Origin of the sequence: Streptomyces sp. NRRL F-5755 (assembly GCF_001279365.1) — a bacterium.
In the GTDB taxonomy this organism is placed as follows: Bacteria; Actinomycetota; Actinomycetes; order Streptomycetales; family Streptomycetaceae; genus Streptomyces; species Streptomyces rimosus.
In genome coordinates this window covers 1-19,165 of sequence record NZ_LGCW01000271.1, presented here as the reverse complement: position 1 = coordinate 19,165, position 19,165 = coordinate 1, and the positions used below count along the sequence as shown (strand labels likewise).

Here is a 19,165-nt window from a genome sequence, read left to right as displayed (position 1 = left end):
CGGTCGCGGCGCGGCCCGTTCCCCGTCCAACACCTGATCCGCGCGCATTCACGCACCCCTGTTGTCAATCACGGTCGCGCGGCCGGTGGCACGATGTGCCCGTGCCCCGAGACCTCGACCCGCGCCTGCTCCGCGCGTTCACCACCGTCGCCGACGAACTGCACTTCACCCGCGCCGCCGCCCGCCTCTACGTCGCCCAGCAGGCGCTCAGCCGCGACATACGGCGGCTGGAACAGGAGTTGGGCACGGACCTCTTCGACCGTACGACGCGCCGGGTCGCTCTCACCGAGGACGGCACCCGCCTGCTCCCGTACGCGCGCCGGGTGCTGGCCGCCCACGACGACCTGGCCGCCGCCTTCCGCCCGCCCGAGGACCGGCCCCTGCTGGTGGATGTCGGCGTGCCCATCGGCACGGCGCACACCGCCCTGGAGGAGGCCCGCCGTCGCGCCCCGGACTGTGAACTCGTCGCGCGCTTCCACAGCGGCCTGACCGGAGCGGCGGCCGAACTCGCCGCCGGGCGGCTGGACGTCTCCTTCGGCCGTTTCGCCGGACTGCCCGCGTCACTGCGGTCCCGCCTGGCACACCAGCCCGTACGGTACGAGCCGATGGCCGTCCTGCTGGACGCCGGTCACCCCCTGGCGGCCCGCCCCGCCGTCCCGCTGTCCGCGCTCGCGGGCGAGACCCTGTACGCCGCCGCCGGGAACCCGCACACCGCCGAGTGGACCGACCTCGCCGCCCGCCTCTTCGCCGGGCGGGGCATCGCGATGGCGGAGCCGTTCCCGGAGATCGACGGGGAGGCGGAGTTCCTGCGGGTGGTCCGCAAACAGGGCTGGTCGGTGCTGGCCAGCGTCGAGTTCATCGATGTGCCGGGGATGGTGCTGCGGCCGGTCACCGACCCCGTACCGCTGTCCCCGATATCCCTGGTGTGGCGGCGCGGCCTGCGCCACGCGGGCCTGGACGCGCTGCGTACGGCATGCCGGGAACTGGCCGCCGGACGCGGCTGGCTGCGGCGGCCGGACGGCCCGGTGTGGCTGCCCGAGGAGGACGCGGCCGTCATGGCGCAGGAGGGCTGATGGCCGAACTTTTGCCGTATAAGCAACCTATAAGCCCGGGAACCCCTCCTTACCGACGGCAAGAACCATAGCCGGACTGTTGGGGGTCCCCGTGCGAAAGCGTCCGCTGACCGTGGCGGCTCTGGCCGTGCTCGTGCTGAGCGGCGGCTTGGTCGCCTGTGACGATCCGCGTGTCGACGCGTTCCAGGCGAACTGTACGACCAAGGACCTGAAGTGGAAGGTGACGGTACTGAAGAAGAAGGCCCGCACCGCGCACCGGGAGGCCCGCCTCTCGGCGGTCAACACCGGCGCGAACGGGTGCGTCTTCCGCGGCTACCCGGACTTCATGGTGCACTCCGGCAAGGCATGGCAGGCGGACGCCGTGGGCCAGGGCCGGACGCGCCCGGTGAGCCTGCCCAGCGGTAAGGGCGTGGTCGTCGACCTGCGCTACCGGGACGCCGAGGTGAAGCCCACCGAAGACGGCGGCTGCTGGGCCAAGGGCGACGACGTCGTGGTGGGAGCGCCCCGTGACGGCGGCCGGACCGCGATAAAGGCCCAGGACGAGAAGGGCCGGAAGACCGACATGGTCCTGTGCGACTACCGCATCTCCATGGCGCCCCCGCGGGCGGCCGGCTGACCGTCCCGCGCCCGCGCCGGCCGGACCTGGCCGCTCAGCGCGGGACGCGCAGCAGCGGCCGGTAGAGCCGGGTGTCGTCCGGCTCCCCGACGGGACGGCCGTCCACCGCCACCCACGCATGGGCGCGGAACGGTTCCGTCCGCACGCCCGTGCACCACTGTGGCCACCGGCCGCGCAGGCGGCACAACAGGACGGTGGCCACGGAGCGCTGGAGACAGCCGTTGCCCGCGCAGCGCACGCTGACCGTGACGACGGCGTGCCGGGCGCGGGCGGCCTGCGGCTCGGTGGCGGGGCGGGCTCCCCGGCGTACGGCCTCCAGGACGCGGCAGAGCGTACGCGGCGAACGGGACACCAGGACGCGGGCCACGGCCGCGCAGCCGAGGGCGGCGCAGCGCTCCGCGAAGGACAGCCGCGCGCGCTCGCCCAGGGCGACGGGCACGCTCACCAGGTCACCAGCTTCGCCGACTGGAGCGACTCCAGCAGCGCCACGGCGTCCGCGGCCACCCGGTGGGCCGCCGAGGGGTGGCGGCTGCGCAGCGCGTCGGCGGCCGACGCGGTGGTGCCGCCCGCCAGGAGGTGCTCCAGGACGAATGCCCCGGTGTCGTTCATCTGCCAGTAGCGGCCCGTACGGGCGTTGAGCAGCACCATCCCTCCGGGGGTGCGCACACTGCTGACGTGGGGGGCGAGGGTGAACGCCATCGGGCTCAGGCTCCTTCCGCGGCGGGAACGGTGGGACGGTCCGGTACGGGGGCCTGCGTCTCCTGGAGGGAGCGCAGCCAGTACTCGGCCGCCAGGGTGGGGTCGAGGGGTTGCAGGAGGTGGGAGTGGGGCTGGAGCGAGGTGAGGGCCGTGTGCAGCACCTCGGGGCGGATCAGGCCCAGCCCGGCCAGCCGCGAGTCGTCGCAGAGCGCGGTCAGCGCGCGGCGGTGCCGGCGCAGGCCCGCGTAGACCTCGGCGCTGTGCTCGCCCTTGGTGCCGCGGGTGCGCAGCGCGTCCGGCAGGATGCCGTCCATGGCCGCGCCGAGCAGGGGCTTGTACGAGCCGACGGCGACCTGGTCCACGAGGCGGACGGTCAGCGCCGCCTCGATGACGTTGTCGTCCAGGAACGGGGCCTCGAAGGCGACGCCGTGCCGGCCGGTCAGCGCGGCCGCGCCGCGCACGATCTCCCCGGCGCGCGCGGCGGCCCGCAGCGTCTCGTGCTGGGAGCGCAGCGGCGCGAACGGCTCGGGCTCCCCGGCGGCGGCCTCGCGCACCAGGCGGCGGACCGTGGCCACCGCGTCCGGATGGGCCCACGCCGGCATGCTGGGCACGACCTCCCAGTCGGCGCCGCTGACGCCGGACCGCACACCGGGCACGATCCGGTCGGCGCAGGACTCCAGCCACTGGGGATACGGGGCGCCGCCGAACAGCGTGCGCAGGGTGTCGACGAGCGTCCAGCGGCCCAGGCGGCGGGCGGCGCACGCGCGCCGGGCGGCGGAGCGGAAGTCCGTACGGGCGAGGGAGTTCAGCGCCACCGGGCGCGGCGCGAACAGTTCGTCGCCGCCGACGCCGACCAGGTGGACCCGGGAGCCGCGGGCGGCGACGAGCCGGGCCTGATGCGCGAGGCGGACGCTCTCGCGGACCACGGCGAGCGGGCCGGCCGGGTCGGCGTGCGCGGACCGCGGGGGCGCGTACCAGGTGGGCGCTTCGGTGTGGGGCAGCGGCAGGTGTTCCGCCGAGCGGAGCAGGGCCGCGCCGCGCTCGCTCCAGACGTTGTCGTCGTTGGCCTCGTCGCGGCACACCCAGGCCGTGGTGATCAGCCGGGTGTCCTCGCGGGCGGCCAGGAAGCACAGGCTGGTGGAGTCCATGCCGCCGGACAGGTCGGCGCTGAGCGTCGGGTGGCGGGCCCGGGCGCGTACCGCCTCGGTCAGCGCGTCCCGTACGGCCTCGGCGGCGTCCTCCAGCCAGAGGTCGGGGCGCGGGGGATGCCACCAGCGCGTGATGCCGTGCCGGCCGTCGGGGCCGAGGGTCAGGCAGTGGCCGGGAGGCACGGCGTGGACCGCGCGCCAGGCCGGGCGGTGGGCCAGGGGGAACGGCGGGAACGGGGTGAGCAGCCGCAGCGCCAGGGTGTCCGCGTCGACCGAGCCGAGGCCGGGCGCGCCGGTGGGCAGGCCGGCGGCCGCCGCCTCGCGGGCCAGCGCGGCCAGGTCCTGCGGATGACTGCCCGCGACCGTCACGCCGTTGATGCCCGCGTGGTGGACCTGCCGGATCGTCGAGAGGCTGCCCTGGCAGCGGATGTGCGGGCCCATCGCGGCCAGGAGGAAGAAGCTGCCGGGGAGTTCGCGGACCCGGCTGTCCAGGTCGTCCGGGCCGCGCAGCCGGCGCAGCAGCCGGTCCAGGGTCCCGGCGTCGGCCGAGGTGGTGCCGAAGAGCAGCAGCCGGTCCGGTCCGGCCTCGGCCGCCACGACCTCGTCATCGGCCCAGTGCCCCATGATCCAGGGGCGCCCGGAGGGGTGGCGCACCGTCCGCACGGTGGGGTCGCGCCTCAGACACAGGCACAGCGGATCGGTCGCGGGATGGTCGGGGAAGATGAAGAGATCCACGATGACTTACCACCCCTGGGCGTGCGGTTCGGGTGTGTGGCGGTTGGTCGGTTCGGTCCGGTCGTTCCGGTTCGGTCGTTCTGGTTCGGCGGGGACAGGGGCGGCGCTCCGGTTCGGTGGATACGGGGACGGGACGGGCGGGCCGGACGTGGCGGCCGGTGTGCCGCGGGGCGGCTGGGCCCGCGGCGCCGGACGGCCGGCCGCCTCGGTGGGGGCGGCCCCTGCCGGGACGGGCGGTGCACGCCCGGGCAGGGACCGCCGGTCTGGGGCGGGGCCGCGACGCCACCCGGCCGGGAATGCGGGGAGGGATGGCAGGAGGCGTCGGCGGGCCCGCACCCGGGCGTCACCAGAAGGTGCTGTGCAGGCCGCCCCAGCTGTCGGCGAGCTCACCGTGGAAGCCGAGCGTCCGCTCGGCGAAGTCTCCGGCGTCGGCCAGCTCGGGTGGTTCGTACTCGGCCGTCTCGTTCGCTTCCGGCGCTTCCCGCATCGGTTCGGTCCCTTCTCCTAGCCGTGCCGCTCGCCTAGCCGTGCCGCACGGTCGAACACACAGGGTGCTCGTGCGATTACGCAGCGCTTTCGGGGACGATGCTGCCAGCGTCCACGCCCCCTGCCATTGCCCCTAACGAGTGATGTCGGGGGCGTGCGGGGTGCATTGGCGTAACCTCCGGCGGTTGTGCGCCGCCGGAGTGCGGACCGCTCACCGCGCGCTCCCAGGCGCGGTGAGAGCAAGGTTTCGCGGTGGTCACGTACCGCCACAGAAGGGAAACGCGCCCTCCCTAGCGTCCAGGTACGGCGACATACCGCGAGCTGGGAGGCGCGATGACAGACACGGGAACGGCCACGGACGGATCTCCTCCGCATCTCCCCGCGCGGGGAGCGGGCCGCTGGATCGAACGGTGGGACCCGGAGGACGCGGCGTTCTGGGCGGAGCACGGGCGGCGGATCGCCCGGCGCAACCTGGTGCTCTCCATCCTCTGCGAGCACATCGGGTTCTCCGTGTGGAGCCTGTGGTCGGTCCTGGTGCTGTTCCTGGGGCCGGAGTACGGGATCGACGCGGCCGGGAAGTTCTTCCTGGTGGCGGTGGCGACGCTGGTGGGGGCCGTGCTGCGGGTGCCGTACACCTTCGCGGTGGCGCGGTTCGGCGGGCGCAACTGGACGGTGTTCAGCGTGGCGCTGCTGCTGGTGCCCACCGCCGCCGCGGCGTTCGCCCTGCGGCCGGGCACCCCGTATCCCGTCTTCCTGCTGGTCGCGGCGCTGGCCGGGGTCGGCGGCGGCAATTTCGCCTCGTCCATGACGAACATCAACTCCTTCTATCCGCTGCGGAAGAAGGGCTGGGCGCTCGGCCTGAACGCGGGCGGCGGCAACCTCGGCGTGCCCGTCGTCCAGCTGCTCGGCCTGCTCGTCATCGCGACCGCCGGCGCGTCCCACCCGCGGCTCCTGCTCGCCGTCTACCTGCCGCTGACCGCGGCCGCCGTGGTGCTGGCGGCACTGTTCATGGACAATCTGCGGCCGGTGCGCAACGACACCGGCGCGGCCAGGGAGGCCGCCCGCGACCCGCACACCTGGATCGTCTCGCTGCTCTACCTCGGCACGTTCGGCTCCTTCATCGGCTACGGTTTCGCCTTCGGCCTCGTCCTCCAGACCCAGTTCGCGCGCACGCCCCTCCAGGCGGCGTCGCTGACCTTCATCGGGCCGCTGCTCGGTTCGCTGGTACGGCCGGTGGGCGGCCGGCTGGCGGACCGGTACGGCGGGGCCCGGATCACCCTGGTGAACTTCGCGGCGATGGCCGCCGCGACCGGCGTGGTGATCCTGGCGTCCGCGCGGCACTCGCTGCCCGTCTTCCTCGCCGGCTTCGTCGCCCTGTTCGCGCTGTCCGGGCTCGGCAACGGGTCCACGTACAAGATGATCCCCGGCATCTTCCACGCCAAGGCGCTGGCGAAGGGCCTGACGGGGGCGGCCGCGGCGGCCCACGGGCGGCGGCTGTCCGGCGCGGCGATGGGCCTGATCGGCGCGGTCGGCGCGCTCGGCGGGCTGGGCATCAACCTCGCCTTCCGGGAGGCGTTCCAGGCGGCGGGGACGGGCATCCCGGCGTTCGTGGCCTTCCTCGGCTGTTACGCGCTGTGCTCCGCGGTGACCTGGACCGTATACCTGAGGCGCGCGGCGCCCACCGGGCCCGTACGGGCACCGGAGGCGTCCGAGCCCGCGCTCGCCGAGGTGTGACGCGCGGGGCGGCGGGTGCCGGCAGCGGTCCGTAACAGCTGGGAAATACTGCGGGAGCGAGCCTGTCACCGGCGGTTGGCAGGCTCGGATCTCCACCGGTGCCCGGCGGCACCGGAGCCGGGACGAGCCAGGGACGGACGATGGACGAGGGCGAGCACGAGCACGACGCGCGGCGGGACGGCGGCGTGCGGCACGGCGAAGGGGACGGCGAGCGGCAGCGCGACGGCCGGGCGCGGTCCGGGGCGGCCGGGCCCGAGGTCCGGCCGCTGGACGGGTTCACGGTCGGGGTGACCGCGGCCCGCCGCGCCGAGGAGCTGGGCGCGCTGCTCGAACGGCGCGGTGCCCAGGTCGTGCACGCCCCCGCGCTGCGCATCGTGCCGCTGCCGGACGACGCGGAACTGCTCGCCGCCACCAAGGACCTGATCGACCGGGCGCCCGACGTGGTGATCGCGACCACCGCGATCGGCTTCCGTGGCTGGATCGAGGCCGCGGAGGGCTGGGGACTCGGCGCGGCGCTGCTCACCCGGCTCGGCGCGGTCGAACTGCTCGCCCGCGGCCCGAAGGTCAAGGGCGCCATCCGCGCCGCCGGGCTGACGGAGACCTGGTCGCCGGCGTCCGAATCGCTGGCGGAGGTGCTGGACCGGCTCCTGGAGGAGGGGGTGCGCGGGCGGCGGGTGGTCATCCAGCTGCACGGCGAACCGCTGCCCGGCTTCGTCGAGTCGCTGCGCGCGGGCGGCGCCGAGGTGGTCGGCGTCCCGGTCTACCGGTGGATGCCGCCCGCCGACATCGGGCCCGTCGACCGGCTGCTGGACGCGGCGGTCGGCCGCGGCCTGGACGCGATCACCTTCACCAGCGCGCCGGCCGCCAGCTCGCTGCTGCGCCGTGCGGAAGAGCGCGGCATGCGCGACGAACTGCTGAACGCGCTGCGGCACGACGTCATGCCCGCCTGTGTCGGACCGGTCACCGCGCTGCCGCTGGAGGCCCACGAGGTGACCACGTACCAGCCGGAACGATTCCGGCTCGGCCCGCTCGTCCAGCTCCTGTGCCAGGAACTGCCGCACCGTACGCGCCCGTTGACGATCGCCGGGCGGCGGCTGGAGCTGCGCGGGCAGGCCGTTCTGGTGGACGGCGACCTGCGGCCCGTCCCCCCGGCCGGGATGGCGCTGCTGCGCGCGCTGGCCCGCAGGCCCGGCTGGGTGGTCTCCCGCGCCGATCTGCTGCGCGCGCTGCCGGGCGCCGGACGGGACGAGCACGCTGTGGAAACGGCGATGGCCCGGCTGCGCAGCGCGCTGGGAGCGCCGAAGCTGATCCAGACAGTGGTCAAGCGGGGGTACCGGCTGGCGCTGGACCCACGGGTCGGGGCCAAGTACGGCGACGCGTGACGTAGTGCCTCGTACGCCCGCGTCCGGGCCCCGTCCCGTAAGGCCGTGCCCGGACGCTCGCCCGTGCCGTTACGCCGGGTTCGTCACCCGGATCTTCGACTGGCCGTGCGGCCGGGTCTCCCAGTCCTCCATGAACCTGGCCTCCAGACCATGCTTGCGGGCCAGCGCGAGCAGCGTCTCGGTGCGGTAGTAGAAGTCCTCGCGCAGTACCTGGTGCTCGGCGCCCTCGGTGCGGTCGAAGGTGAAGTCGAAGAACCCGCCCGGCGCCAGAATGCGGCCGACGTGCCGCAGACCCTGGTCGATGACGGACAGCGGCGAGTGGGAGAAGACGCTGTGCGCGTGCACCACGTCGAAGTGCGCGTCCGGCAGGAAGTCGAAAGTCAGGTCCTGCGTGACCGTCAGGTGCGGCAGCTTGTCCTGGAGTTCGTAGGTGACCAGCGTCTTCTTGGCGGAGACGAGGATGTCGGGGGAGATGTCGATGCCGTAGTAGTTGCCGCTGTCGAGGTACTGGATGAAGCGCCAGCCGGCCCGCAGGTTGCCGCAGCCGATGTCCAGCATCCGCATCTCCGGCCGCAGGCCGTGCTCCTTCAGGTAGCCGAACTGCATCTCGCCCAGCGCCAGCCAGCGTTCGTGGTTGCGGCTGCCGACCGCCGCCTCCGGGCTGCGGCCGGCGTCGGAGGCCATCACGGCGCGGTAGTACGCGATGTGGTCGGGGTGCTTCAGGCGCAGCCAGCCGTCCCGGGCGGTGCGCTTGAGGTACGGCGCGATGCGATCGGGGTGGCTGATCGCGTAACGGACCTTGTGCGACAGGCTGGCGCGGTTCTTGATCAGGGTCTTGGCCGACATGCCCCGGACTATACAACAGCTGTATACATGCGATGTATAGATGTTGTGCGGCGTGGCGCGCGGCGGTGCCGAGGGTTCCGGCCCCGGGCCGTGCCGGGCACTCTGATAGGGCATGGGTTGTCTCCTAGAGAGTGACGGGCACATGGCGGCGCCTTTTGACCTGCGGTTCGACTGCGGGCGGATCTGCCTCGACCTGATGGCCACGACCGGCCGCTCCGCCGAACGCCTGGCCGGTCCCGAACACTTGGCGGCCTGGCTGGTGGGTTCGGGCGTCGTCCCCGGCAGCGCCCAGCTCGGCGCCGTCGACCGCGGCTGGGTCGTACGCTTCCGGATGCTGCGCGAACTGCTGCGCCGCGTCGTCCACGACGAACTGCGCGGCCGGGCCGCCGAAGCCGACCTGCGCCTGCTCAACGCGGCCGCCACCGCCGCGGTGCCGCCCGCCCGCGCCGTACGCGCCGAGGACGGCGCCCTGGTACGGGCGTTCACCGGGCCGCCCGACTGCGCCGGGCTGCTGGCGGCGGTCGCGCGGGACGCCATAGGGATGCTGACCGACGCGGCGGAGCGCGGCCGGCTGCGGCAGTGCGAGGGCGAGAGCTGCACGCTGGTGTATTTGGACACCTCGCGCGGCCGGCGGCGCCGGTGGTGCTCCAGCGAGGTGTGCGGCAACCGGGAACGGGTGGCGCGCCACCGCAGGCGGGCCACCCGAGGGGCCGACGGCGCGGTTGCGGAAGCGAAGGCGCAGGCGGTGGGCGGGGCGCCCGTCGCCGGGGTCCGCTGAGCGCGGTCCGCACGGGTCCGCGTACGGGCGCGCGGCGGCCCGTGCGCGCAACCCCTTCACCCCGCACCGAATCCGCCCGTACGGAACTGAGTCGGCGCCCCTCCGTACCCGTACTGCTGGCTGAACGGGCCTGGCCCGGTACGGGATGCGAGACGAGGAGGCCGGACATGCGCGAGCCCAGCCGTGGGCGGCGGGACGAGGTGAACGACGGTGCGGATGGCGACTGCTGTGACACCGGCGACGCACGCGGGTGCTGATACGCATGCGCAGCGATTGTCCGATCCGCGCTATCGACCCGGGAGTTGGCGTGCGCAAGGATGCCGTCGTGGCAGACAGTACGGCGCCGGACGAGGAGCTGATGCGGGCCCTCTACGAGGAGCACGCCGGCCCGCTGCTCGCCTTCGTGCTGCGCCTGGTGGCCGGCGACCGGCACCGGGCGGAGGACGTGGTGCAGGAGACCCTGCTGCGGGCCTGGCGCAACGCCGACCGGCTCCAGCACGCGACCGGCTCCATCCGCCCCTGGCTGGTGACCGTCGCCCGGCGCATCGTCATCGACAGCCACCGCAGCCGTCAGGCCCGGCCCCAGGAGGTCGACGCCGCCCCCTTGGAATCGATGCCGGCCGCCGACGAGATCGACCGGGCCCTGCGCCTGATGACGATCACCGAAGCGCTCGGCGACCTCAGCCAAGCCCACCGAGAGGCCCTGATAGAGACCTATTTCAAGGGACGTACCGTCAGCGAGGCGGCCGAGGTGCTGCACGTGCCGGCCGGGACCGTGCGGTCCCGTGTCTTCTACGCGCTGCGCTCCCTGAAGCTCTCGCTCGAAGAACGAGGAGTGACGGCGTGACGCGGCCCAGCGAACCCGTGGAACACACCGACGTCGGCGCCTACGCGCTGGGCGTCCTGGACGACGCCGAGGCGGCCCGCTTCGAGGAGCACCTGGCCGGCTGCGACCGGTGCGCCGCCGAACTGGACGATCTGATGGACCTGCCGCCCCTGCTCGCCGAGGTCAGGGAGTCCGCGCCGGACGCGGAGGCGGTCGTCGCGGTCCCCGGCCCCGCCGTCCTGGAGGGGCTGCTGGCCGAGGCCGGCGCGGCCCGCCGGGTCCGGCGGCGGCGCCGCCTGTACCTGGTCGCCGCCGCCGCGGTGCTCGTCGCCGGCGGCCCCCTCGCCACGTACGCGCTGACCTCGCAAGGCGCCGAGGAGAGCCCCGAGCACCTGGCGAGCTACGCCCGCACGATGTACGAGCACGGCGAGAAGGCCGGCACCGTCGACCCGGTGACCAAGGTCGCCGCCAGCGTCTCCATGGAGCGCAAGCCCTGGGGCACCCACGTCGCCCTCCGGCTGGGCAACGTCCGCGGCCCCCTGACCTGCGACCTGGTCGCGGTCGGCAAGAGCGGCGCCGAGCAGACCGTGACGACCTGGGCGGTGCCCCCGGGCGGCTACGGCCTCAAGGACGGCGCCGCCAAGTGGAACAAGGAACCCCTCTACACCCACGGCGGCTCGGCCATGAACCGCTCCAACATCGACCGCTTCGAAGTCCGCACCCTGGACGGCAGGCGGCTGGCCCAGATCAAGGTCTGACCGGCCACGCGCCACCGGCCGCCGCCCGCGCGGAGCCTGCGGCCCCGCCTCCCGGCCCCTTTCCTCTTTCCTCCCGGACCAGGGCCCACCCCTGCCCCCATAACAGAACGGAGCCGCTGATTCCGTGCGCAAAGGCCACCCGGGCTGCCCGGTTTGGTCCCGCCCGGTGGTGATTTCGTCCTTTGGGTCAGGTGCGCCCGGTGCCCGGTTCGCGTACGGTTGACGGCTGCCCTACGCACAGAAGAAGGGGGCCTGGGTGGCCGCGCAGAATGCCACGCACGCGCCGGACTCCGTCGACGACGCCCTGCCGGACAGCATCCGCGACCGCGAGATCGCGTCCGAACAGGAACACCTCGACCGCGTCTACCAGCGTCTTGAGGAGAAGATCCACGAGGCCGAGTTCCTCATGGACGACGCCGCCAAACGCGGCCAGGTCGGCACGCCCGGCGCGCTCGCCGAGCGGGACGCCCAGGTCTTCCAGGCCGGCGCCCACCTGAACCGGCTCAACTCCGAATACGAGGACTTCCTCTTCGGCCGGATCGACCTGCTCCTCGGCAAGGATGGCAAGAAGGGCCCGGACGGCGCGTACACCTCGGTCGAGCCCGCCGACGGCGCGATCGCCGACGGCCGCGCCGAGATCGCCGAGACCCTGCACATCGGCCGCCTCGGCGTGCTGGACGCCGACTACAGCCCGCTGGTCATCGACTGGCGCGCGCCCGCCGCCGCCCCCTTCTACCGGGCCACCCCGGTCGCTCCCGGCCGTGTCGTACGCCGCCGGGTCATCCGCTCCAAGGGCCGCCGCGTCCTCGGCGTCGAGGACGACCTGATGCGTCCGGAGATCACCGCGACGCTGAACGGCGCGGAGCTGCCCGCGGTCGGCGACGGCGCGCTGATGGCCGCGCTGGGCCGGGCCCGCAGCCACACGATGCGCGACATCGTCGCCTCCATCCAGGCCGAGCAGGACATGGTCATCCGGGCCCCCGCCGCCTCCGTCACGGAGGTCGAGGGCGGCCCCGGCACCGGCAAGACCGCGGTGGCGCTGCACCGCGCCGCCTACCTCCTCTACCAGGACCGCCGCCGCTACGCGGGCGGCATCCTCATCGTCTCCCCGACGCCGCTGCTCGTCGCGTACACCGAAGGCGTCCTGCCGTCCCTCGGTGAAGAGGGCCAGGTCGCCATCCGGGCGCTGGGCTCCTTGGTGGACGGTGCGGAGGCCACCGCGTACGACTCCCCGGCCGTGGCCCGCATCAAGGGTTCCAGCCGGATGCAGAAACTGCTGCGCAAGGCGGCGCGCGGGGCCCTGGAACTGGCCGGGACGGCGTCCGCGGGGGCCGCCGGCACCGCGCCGGCCGACGGCCAGCTCGCCTTCGGCGAGGAGGACGAGGAGACGGCGACCCCCGCGGGCCCGCCGGACCGGCTGCGGGTGGTCGTCTTCGGCGCCCGTATCGAACTGGACGCCAACGAGCTGCACCGCATCCGGCAGTCCGCCCTCGGCGGCACCGCGCCCGTCAACCTGCTGCGCCCGCGCGCCCGCCGCCTCATCCTGGACGCCCTGTGGTCGAAGTCCGGCGGCCCCAAGCGCTACACGGACCCCGAACTGGCCGCCGAGGCCCGCCAGGCGTTCGACGACGACATCATCACCGAGGACGCCTTCCAGGACTTCCTGGACGCCTGGTGGCCGGAGCTGACACCGCGCGGCGTCCTGGCCGCCATGGCCGACGAACGACGGCTGGCCCGCTGGTCGCGCCGGGTGCTCAACCAGCGCGAGGCGCGCCGGCTGGCCCGCTCCCTGGGCCGCCTGGACGCCAAGGGCCAGGGGCCGCTGTCGGTGCACGACGTGGCGCTGCTGGACGAGCTCCAGCAGATCCTCGGCACGCCCGCCCGGCCCGTGAAGCCGCGCGAGGCCGACCCGCTGGACCAGCTCACCGGTCTGGAGGAGCTGAGCACGTACGCCGACCGGATGTCCGGCGGCGGGCGCAGCCGCCGCGAGCGCCTGGAGGAGGAGCGCACGGACTACGCCCACGTCATCGTCGACGAGGCGCAGGACCTGACGCCCATGCAGTGGCGGATGGTCGGCCGCCGCGGCCGGCACGCGACCTGGACGGTGGTCGGCGACCCGGCGCAGTCGTCCTGGTCCGACCCGGACGAGGCCGCCGCCGCCCGCGACGAGGCGCTGGGCACCCGCCCCCGCCGCCGCTTCACCCTCACCGTCAACTACCGCAACCCGGCGGAGATCGCGGAGCTGGCGGCGCGCGTGCTGGCGCTGGCGATGCCGGGCATGACGGCGCCGGAGGCGGTCCGCTCCACGGGCCTGACCCCGCGCTTCGTGGTCGCCGACGACGCCGACCTGGCCGGTTCCGTACGGGACGCGGCCCGGCTGCTGCTCGACGAGGTGGACGGCACGGTCGGCGTCGTGGTGGCGATGGACCGCCGCGCGGAGGCCCGCCGCTGGCTGGCGGACCTGGGCGACCGGGTGGTGGCGCTGGGCTCGCTGGAGGCCAAGGGCCTGGAGTACGACGCGACGCTGGTGGTCTCGCCCGCCGAGATCGCCGACGAGTCGCCGGCCGGGCTGCGGGTGCTGTACGTGGCGCTGACCCGGGCCACCCAGCAGCTGACCGTACTGTCCGGCGCGCGGGACGAGCCGGACGAGGACGGGGTGCCGGACCTGCTGAGGGACTGAACGGCGGATACTCCGCGGGGCCGGGCGGGGGAGTCCCGCAGGGCCGTGCGGGGGGAGTCCCCGCGCCGCCGGGAAAGAAGGTGGCGGGACGGGATTCGCTTCCAGGGATGGTTTGTTAGCCTTGATGGTGGCACCGGCCCGATCCAAGCCCCCGGGCCCAACCATAGTCGCTACGAGCGACCACTTGCCGCGAGGCGAGCATGGCGGGTCGGTGTCATTGAAGCACCCCGACGGGCGCCTTCCGAGCATTTCGGAAGGCGCCCGTCGCCGTTCGTACGCGGCCGCGCCGCCGTTCGCGCACCGTTCATCCGCGGTTGACGGCCGGGTCTTCCGCCCGCCGATGTTCTCTCGTAATGTGGAAGAACCTTTCCGGAAACGGGGGCTGGTTACCGTGTACCGGCTGGTAGGTGGGACGATCGGTCCTCGCGCTCCGGCCCGGTCCCCTCGCGGACCCCGGAGCGGCGCGCAGAGAGAAACAAGGGAAAGCAGAGGAAGTCGGCCATGGCAACGGCGCCTAGCGTCTCGTATTCGATGACGGTGCGGCTGGAGGTCCCCGCGAGCGGTACGGCGGTCAGCCAGCTCACCACGGCCGTGGAGTCCTCGGGCGGCTCCGTCACCGGCCTCGACGTGACCGCCTCCGGCCACGAAAAGCTCCGTATCGATGTCACCATCGCCGCGACCTCCACCGCCCACGCGGACGAGATCGTCGAAAAGCTGCGCGGCATCGAGGGCGTCGCGCTCGGCAAGGTCTCCGACCGTACGTTCCTGATGCACCTCGGCGGCAAGATCGAGATGCAGTCCAAGCACCCGATCCGCAACCGTGACGACCTGTCCATGGTCTACACCCCCGGCGTCGCCCGGGTCTGCCAGGCCATCGCCAACAACCCCGACGACGCCCGCCGCCTGACCATCAAGCGCAACAGCGTCGCGGTCGTCACCGACGGCTCCGCCGTGCTGGGCCTGGGCAACATCGGCCCCAAGGCCGCGCTGCCCGTCATGGAGGGCAAGGCGGCCCTCTTCAAGCGCTTCGCCGGCATCGACGCCTGGCCGCTGTGCCTGGACACCCAGGACACCGACGCCATCGTGGAGATCGTCAAGGCCATCGCCCCCGGCTTCGCGGGCATCAACCTGGAGGACATCTCCGCGCCCCGCTGCTTCGAGATCGAGGCCCGGCTGCGCGAGGCCCTGGACATCCCGGTCTTCCACGACGACCAGCACGGCACCGCCATCGTGGTGCTCGCCGCGCTGACCAACGCGCTGCGCGTGGTGGGCAAGAAGACCGAGGACGTCCGGGTCGTGATGTCCGGCGCCGGCGCCGCCGGCACGGCCATTCTCAAGCTGCTGATCGCGGCCGGCGTCCGGCACGCCGTCGTCGCCGACATCCACGGCGTGGTGCACGCGGGCCGTAAGGACCTCGTCGACGCCGATCCCGACTCACCGCTGCGCTGGATCGCCGACAACACCAACCCGGAGGGCGAGACCGGCACCCTCAAGGAGGCCATCGTCGGCGCCGACGTGTTCATCGGCGTCTCGGCGCCCAATGTCCTCGACGGCGACGACGTGGCCAAGATGGCCAAGGGCGCGATCGTGTTCGCACTCGCCAACCCGGACCCCGAGGTGGACCCCGCGATCGCGCGGCAGACCGCCTCCGTCGTGGCCACCGGCCGCTCCGACTTCCCGAACCAGATCAACAACGTGCTGGTCTTCCCGGGCGTCTTCCGCGGCCTGCTGGACGCCCAGTCCCGTACGGTGAACACGGACATGATGCTGGCCGCGGCCGGTGCCCTGGCGGACGTCGTCCTCGACGACGAGCGCAACGCGAACTACATCATCCCCAGCGTCTTCAACGAGAAGGTCGCGGGCGCGGTGGCCGGTGCGGTCAAGGAGGCCGCGAAGGCCGCGGGGGAGGCTGTGACGGCCGCCACGACGGCCTGACGCCCGGCGCGTCGCGTGCCGCCGGGCCTGTGGGCCCCCCATAGGGTGGCGGGCAGCAAACGGTCGCCGCCCTGCGGGCCGGCCCGGTGAGGCACGGTGCGGGACGTCACCACTATGAGGCAGTGGCGCTTTTCGTGTGACCCTCCTGGGTGCCGGATTGGCTTTACCGCCGCAGGTGGGGGCAGGATGCGTACCCGGGCGCGAGGGTCTGTCAGCAGACCCGGGTCCGGGCACCGTCCAAGGGCCCTGGCAGCATCGGCTTCGATCTCACGCCTCATTGGCAAGAAGAACACGGGAGTACAAACATGAACCGCAGTGAGCTGGTGGCCGCTCTGGCCGACCGCGCCGAGGTGACCCGCAAGGACGCCGACGCCGTTCTGGCCGCGCTCGCCGAGACCGTCGGCGAGGTCGTCGCCAAGGGCGACGAGAAGGTCACCATCCCCGGCTTCCTGACCTTCGAGCGCACCCACCGTGCCGCTCGCACCGCGCGCAACCCGCAGACCGGCGACCCGATCCAGATCCCGGCCGGCTACAGCGTGAAGGTCTCCGCGGGCTCCAAGCTCAAGGAAGCCGCCAAGGGCAAGTAAGCCGCCGGGGCCGCAAGGCCCCGGTCACCAAAGGCGTGCGGGCGGCCGTTCCCCTCGGGGGAACGGCCGCCCTTTGCCGTGTCCGGAGCCCGCGGCGGGCCCCAGGAGGGCCGGAAGCGGGGCCTGTGGGGCCCTTGCGCCGTCTGTGGCTCTGTAGCCGCATCCGGGGCCGTGTCTGTGGCTCTACAGGGCCGTAGAGGGCATTCAGGGGTTACGGGGATGCCGGGCGGGGGCCGGGCGGGGGTGGGGCGGTGGCCGGCACCGGGACGGTCGGCCCGTTCCGCACCCGGGCCGTCCGGTCATCTCACCCGCCTCCCATCGCGTCCGCATCCCGTCGCAACCGCAACGCGCCGGAGCGGAGGGAGCCGTCGGGACCCGACCGAAAGACCCGGCTTCAACCATTCGCTCAAGCAAACAGGTGAATGCGTGCGCCGATGCACGAAAGGGCGGCCACCCGAGTGGGTGGCCGCCCCTTGTGTCCTGAGCCGTCCGGCGCGCCCGTCAGGCGTCGAGCGCCCCGTTCGGCAGCTCCACGTGCGCCCCCAGGCTCACGAGCTTCTCCATGAAGTTCTCGTAGCCCCGGTTGATCAGGTCGATGCCGTGCACACGGGACGTGCCCTGCGCCGCGAGGGCGGCGATCAGGTACGAGAAGCCGCCGCGCAGGTCAGGGATGACCAGGTCGGCGCCCTGCAGCTTGGTCGGCCCGGAGACCACGGCCGAGTGGAGGAAGTTGCGCTGCCCGAAGCGGCAGGCGCTGCCGCCCAGGCACTCGCGGTACAGCTGGATGTGCGCGCCCATCTGGTTGAGCGCCGAGGTGAAGCCGAGCCGGGACTCGTACACCGTCTCGTGGACGATGGACAGGCCCGACGCCTGCGTCAGGGCGACCACCAGCGGCTGCTGCCAGTCGGTCTGGAAACCGGGGTGCACATCGGTCTCCAGCGCGATCGCGTCCAGCGAGCCGCCCGGGTGCCAGAAGCGGATGCCCTCGTCGTCGATCTCGAAGGCGCCGCCGACCTTGCGGTAGGTGTTCAGGAAGGTCATCATCGAGCGCTGCTGCGCGCCGCGCACGTAGATGTTGCCCTCGGTGGCCAGCGCCGCGGACGCCCAGGAGGCCGCCTCCAGGCGGTCCGGGATGGCGCGGTGGTTGTAGCCGCCCAGTTTGTCGACACCGGTGATCCGGATGGTCCGGTCGGTGTCCATGGAGATGATCGCGCCCATCTTCTGCAGTACGCAGATCAGGTCCTCGATCTCCGGCTCCACGGCCGCGTTCGACAGCTCGGTGACGCCCTCCGCCAGGACGGCGGTCAGCAGCACCTGCTCGGTCGAGCCGACGGACGGGTACGGCAGGCGGATCTTGCAGCCGCGCAGTCGCTGCGGGGCTTCCAGATACTGGCCGTCCGCCCGCTTCTCGATGGTCGCGCCGAACTGGCGCAGCACGTCGAAGTGGAAGTCGACCGGCCGGCCGCCGATGTCGCAGCCGCCCAGGCCCGGGATGAAGGCGTGGCCGAGGCGGTGCAGCAGCGGGCCGCAGAAGAGGATCGGGATGCGCGAGGACCCGGCGTGGGCGTCGATGTCCGCGACGTTGGCGCTCTCCACGTGCGACGGGTCGAGGATGAGCTCGCCCGCCTCGTCGCCGGGGCGGACCGTGACGCCGTGCAGCTGCAGCAGGCCGCGTACGACGCGTACGTCGCGGATGTCGGGCACATTGCGCAGTCTGCTCGGGCTGCTGCCGAGCAGGGCGGCGACCATGGCCTTGGGCACGAGGTTCTTCGCGCCGCGAACCCGGATCTCGCCCTCCAGCGGGGTGCCGCCGTGGACAAGCAGTACGTCGTCGGTAGAGACGGTCATGGATCTCGCGTTCCTGGAGACGGACAGGGGGCCAAGGGGAAATGGTAAGCGCGCCGGAGGGGTTGCCCGTAGGCCGGAGCCGGTCCGGGGCATGTAATGGCTTTGTCACAACACCCTGCGCTACCGTCCGCCTTTGTTCTGTAATCGACATTCGGGATGGTCCGTACGGGTGTGTCCCGGTGTGCCGCCCGCGGCGCGGAACCGTGCGCCGGGGCTGCCGTCGTACGCCCTGCGCTGCTCTCGTGCGGGTACCGCTGTTGACTCCCCGCCGCGGTGCGATGTGCGGGATCATGTCCCCATGACCGAGGTGTCCTCGCTCACCGGCCGGCTGCTCGTCGCCACACCGGCGCTCGCCGACCCGAATTTCGACCGTGCGGTGGTGCTCCTGCTCGACCACGACGAGGAGGGGTCTCTCGGCGTGGTCCTCAACCGCCCGACGCCCGTGGGCGTCGGCGACATCCTCGAACCGTGGGCGTCCCTGGCCGGCGAGCCCGGCGTGGTCTTCCAGGGCGGCCCGGTCTCCCTGGACTCGGCCCTCGGCGTGGCCGTGGTGCCCGGCGGCCCGGAAGCGCCGGAGAGCACGCCGGGCGGCGACGGGCCGCTGGGCTGGCGCCGCGTGCACGGGGCGATCGGCCTGGTGGACCTGGAAGCGCCCCCGGAACTCCTCTCCACGGTCCTCGGCAGCCTGCGCATCTTCGCCGGCTACGCGGGCTGGGGCCCCGGCCAGCTGGAGGAGGAACTGGTCGAGGGCGCCTGGTACGTCGTCGAATCCGAACCGGGCGACGTCTCCTCCCCGGACCCGGAACAACTCTGGCGAGCGGTCCTGCGCCGCCAGCGGAACGAGTTGGCGATGGTGGCCACGTATCCGGACGATCCGTCGCTGAACTGATGGGCTGTACGTGAACGGGTGGGCTGCCGCGGGGGGAGAGGGGGCTGGGGCGGGGGTTCCGTGCGGCCACCCCTGGGTAAGCCCCCGCTGGGGGGATGTGGCGGCACGGCCTGTAGGCGGGCCGGTTTGCCTGCGACTCCATCCC

Annotated in this window: 17 protein-coding genes; 11 read left to right on the top strand and 6 right to left on the bottom strand. The window is 73.3% G+C overall.

Going from position 1 to position 19,165, the window contains the following annotated elements; all coding sequences use genetic code 11:
- Positions 1 to 101 precede the first annotated feature (101 nt).
- Together ADK86_RS25235 and ADK86_RS25230 are read left to right on the top strand one after the other, a co-directional pair.
- Positions 102 to 1,073, top strand: coding sequence for a LysR family transcriptional regulator (locus tag ADK86_RS25235; protein ID WP_053698653.1), 972 nt, complete (start codon positions 102 to 104; stop codon positions 1,071 to 1,073).
- A gap of 91 nt (positions 1,074 to 1,164) precedes the next feature.
- Complete coding sequence (locus tag ADK86_RS25230; protein ID WP_053698639.1) at positions 1,165 to 1,689, top strand: DUF4232 domain-containing protein; 525 nt, start codon at positions 1,165 to 1,167, stop codon at positions 1,687 to 1,689.
- Between the two features lie 34 nt (positions 1,690 to 1,723).
- Here ADK86_RS25230 and ADK86_RS25225 read toward each other — a convergent pair whose 3' ends face one another.
- From ADK86_RS25225 to ADK86_RS42525, 4 genes are all read right to left on the bottom strand, one after another.
- A complete protein-coding gene (locus ADK86_RS25225) occupies positions 1,724 to 2,134 on the bottom strand; it encodes a lasso peptide biosynthesis B2 protein (protein ID WP_053698638.1) in 411 nt (136 codons plus the stop codon).
- Positions 2,131 to 2,388, bottom strand: coding sequence for a lasso peptide biosynthesis PqqD family chaperone (locus ADK86_RS25220; protein WP_053698637.1), 258 nt, complete (start codon positions 2,386 to 2,388; stop codon positions 2,131 to 2,133). Before ADK86_RS25220 ends, ADK86_RS25225 begins: the two co-directional genes overlap by 4 nt.
- 5 nt (positions 2,389 to 2,393) lie before the next feature.
- A complete protein-coding gene (locus tag ADK86_RS25215; protein WP_053698636.1) occupies positions 2,394 to 4,271 on the bottom strand; it encodes an asparagine synthase-related protein in 1,878 nt (625 codons plus the stop codon).
- Between the two features lie 343 nt (positions 4,272 to 4,614).
- Positions 4,615 to 4,758, bottom strand: coding sequence for a lasso RiPP family leader peptide-containing protein (locus tag ADK86_RS42525; RefSeq protein WP_107088550.1), 144 nt, complete (start codon positions 4,756 to 4,758; stop codon positions 4,615 to 4,617).
- A 332-nt stretch (positions 4,759 to 5,090) separates the two neighbouring features.
- On the opposite strand from ADK86_RS42525, the gene ADK86_RS25210 reads away from it, so the two are divergent.
- Together ADK86_RS25210 and ADK86_RS25205 are read left to right on the top strand one after the other, a co-directional pair.
- Complete coding sequence (locus ADK86_RS25210) at positions 5,091 to 6,491, top strand: nitrate/nitrite transporter (RefSeq protein WP_053698635.1); 1,401 nt, start codon at positions 5,091 to 5,093, stop codon at positions 6,489 to 6,491.
- A 140-nt stretch (positions 6,492 to 6,631) separates the two neighbouring features.
- A complete protein-coding gene (locus tag ADK86_RS25205) occupies positions 6,632 to 7,873 on the top strand; it encodes a uroporphyrinogen-III synthase (protein ID WP_234346020.1) in 1,242 nt (413 codons plus the stop codon).
- A gap of 69 nt (positions 7,874 to 7,942) precedes the next feature.
- Here ADK86_RS25205 and ADK86_RS25200 read toward each other — a convergent pair whose 3' ends face one another.
- Positions 7,943 to 8,719, bottom strand: coding sequence for a methyltransferase (locus tag ADK86_RS25200; RefSeq protein ID WP_053698634.1), 777 nt, complete (start codon positions 8,717 to 8,719; stop codon positions 7,943 to 7,945).
- 142 nt (positions 8,720 to 8,861) lie between these two features.
- Between ADK86_RS25200 and ADK86_RS25195 the strand changes: the two genes are divergently transcribed.
- The 6 genes from ADK86_RS25195 (at position 8,862) to ADK86_RS25170 (ending at position 16,283) form a co-directional block, all read left to right on the top strand.
- Positions 8,862 to 9,497 (top strand): CGNR zinc finger domain-containing protein, encoded by a 636-nt coding sequence (locus ADK86_RS25195; protein WP_053698633.1) that lies wholly within the window; start codon positions 8,862 to 8,864, stop codon positions 9,495 to 9,497.
- Positions 9,498 to 9,759: 262 nt separating this feature from the next.
- On the top strand, positions 9,760 to 10,344 hold the full coding sequence (locus ADK86_RS25190; RefSeq protein ID WP_078575623.1) for a sigma-70 family RNA polymerase sigma factor: 585 nt from the start codon (positions 9,760 to 9,762) through the stop codon (positions 10,342 to 10,344).
- Positions 10,341 to 11,081 (top strand): anti-sigma factor family protein, encoded by a 741-nt coding sequence (locus ADK86_RS25185; protein ID WP_030600160.1) that lies wholly within the window; start codon positions 10,341 to 10,343, stop codon positions 11,079 to 11,081. Before ADK86_RS25190 ends, ADK86_RS25185 begins: the two co-directional genes overlap by 4 nt.
- A gap of 256 nt (positions 11,082 to 11,337) precedes the next feature.
- Entirely contained in the window at positions 11,338 to 13,761 is a 2,424-nt protein-coding gene (locus tag ADK86_RS25180; protein WP_078952259.1) for a HelD family protein, read from the top strand.
- Positions 13,762 to 14,262: 501 nt separating this feature from the next.
- Positions 14,263 to 15,696, top strand: coding sequence for an NAD-dependent malic enzyme (locus ADK86_RS25175; protein ID WP_053698632.1), 1,434 nt, complete (start codon positions 14,263 to 14,265; stop codon positions 15,694 to 15,696).
- A gap of 305 nt (positions 15,697 to 16,001) precedes the next feature.
- A complete protein-coding gene (locus ADK86_RS25170) occupies positions 16,002 to 16,283 on the top strand; it encodes an HU family DNA-binding protein (RefSeq protein ID WP_004571953.1) in 282 nt (93 codons plus the stop codon).
- A gap of 501 nt (positions 16,284 to 16,784) precedes the next feature.
- Here ADK86_RS25170 and murA read toward each other — a convergent pair.
- On the bottom strand, positions 16,785 to 18,131 hold the full coding sequence (murA, locus tag ADK86_RS25165) for a UDP-N-acetylglucosamine 1-carboxyvinyltransferase (protein WP_030600154.1): 1,347 nt from the start codon (positions 18,129 to 18,131) through the stop codon (positions 16,785 to 16,787).
- Between the two features lie 298 nt (positions 18,132 to 18,429).
- Here murA and ADK86_RS25160 point away from each other — a divergent pair, with 298 nt between their 5' ends.
- Positions 18,430 to 19,020, top strand: a complete 591-nt coding sequence (locus ADK86_RS25160) for a YqgE/AlgH family protein (protein ID WP_030600151.1) — start codon at positions 18,430 to 18,432, stop codon at positions 19,018 to 19,020.
- The last annotated feature ends 145 nt before the right edge of the window (positions 19,021 to 19,165 follow it).

What these genes read in the sequence shown, in the direction of transcription:
- ADK86_RS25220 (WP_053698637.1), bottom strand. Translation starts at nt 2,388, where the DNA reads ATGGCGTTCACCCTCGCCCCCCACGTCAGCAGTGTGCGCACCCCCGGA.
- ADK86_RS42525 (WP_107088550.1), bottom strand. Translation starts at nt 4,758, where the DNA reads ATGCGGGAAGCGCCGGAAGCGAACGAGACGGCCGAGTACGAACCACCC.
- ADK86_RS25210 (WP_053698635.1), top strand. Translation starts at nt 5,091, where the DNA reads ATGACAGACACGGGAACGGCCACGGACGGATCTCCTCCGCATCTCCCC.
- ADK86_RS25205 (WP_234346020.1), top strand. Translation starts at nt 6,632, where the DNA reads ATGGACGAGGGCGAGCACGAGCACGACGCGCGGCGGGACGGCGGCGTG.
- ADK86_RS25200 (WP_053698634.1), bottom strand. Translation starts at nt 8,719, where the DNA reads ATGTCGGCCAAGACCCTGATCAAGAACCGCGCCAGCCTGTCGCACAAG.
- ADK86_RS25195 (WP_053698633.1), top strand. Translation starts at nt 8,862, where the DNA reads ATGGCGGCGCCTTTTGACCTGCGGTTCGACTGCGGGCGGATCTGCCTC.
- ADK86_RS25190 (WP_078575623.1), top strand. Translation starts at nt 9,760, where the DNA reads ATGCGCAGCGATTGTCCGATCCGCGCTATCGACCCGGGAGTTGGCGTG.
- ADK86_RS25175 (WP_053698632.1), top strand. Translation starts at nt 14,263, where the DNA reads ATGGCAACGGCGCCTAGCGTCTCGTATTCGATGACGGTGCGGCTGGAG.
- ADK86_RS25170 (WP_004571953.1), top strand. Translation starts at nt 16,002, where the DNA reads ATGAACCGCAGTGAGCTGGTGGCCGCTCTGGCCGACCGCGCCGAGGTG.
- murA (WP_030600154.1), bottom strand. Translation starts at nt 18,131, where the DNA reads ATGACCGTCTCTACCGACGACGTACTGCTTGTCCACGGCGGCACCCCG.
- ADK86_RS25160 (WP_030600151.1), top strand. Translation starts at nt 18,430, where the DNA reads ATGACCGAGGTGTCCTCGCTCACCGGCCGGCTGCTCGTCGCCACACCG.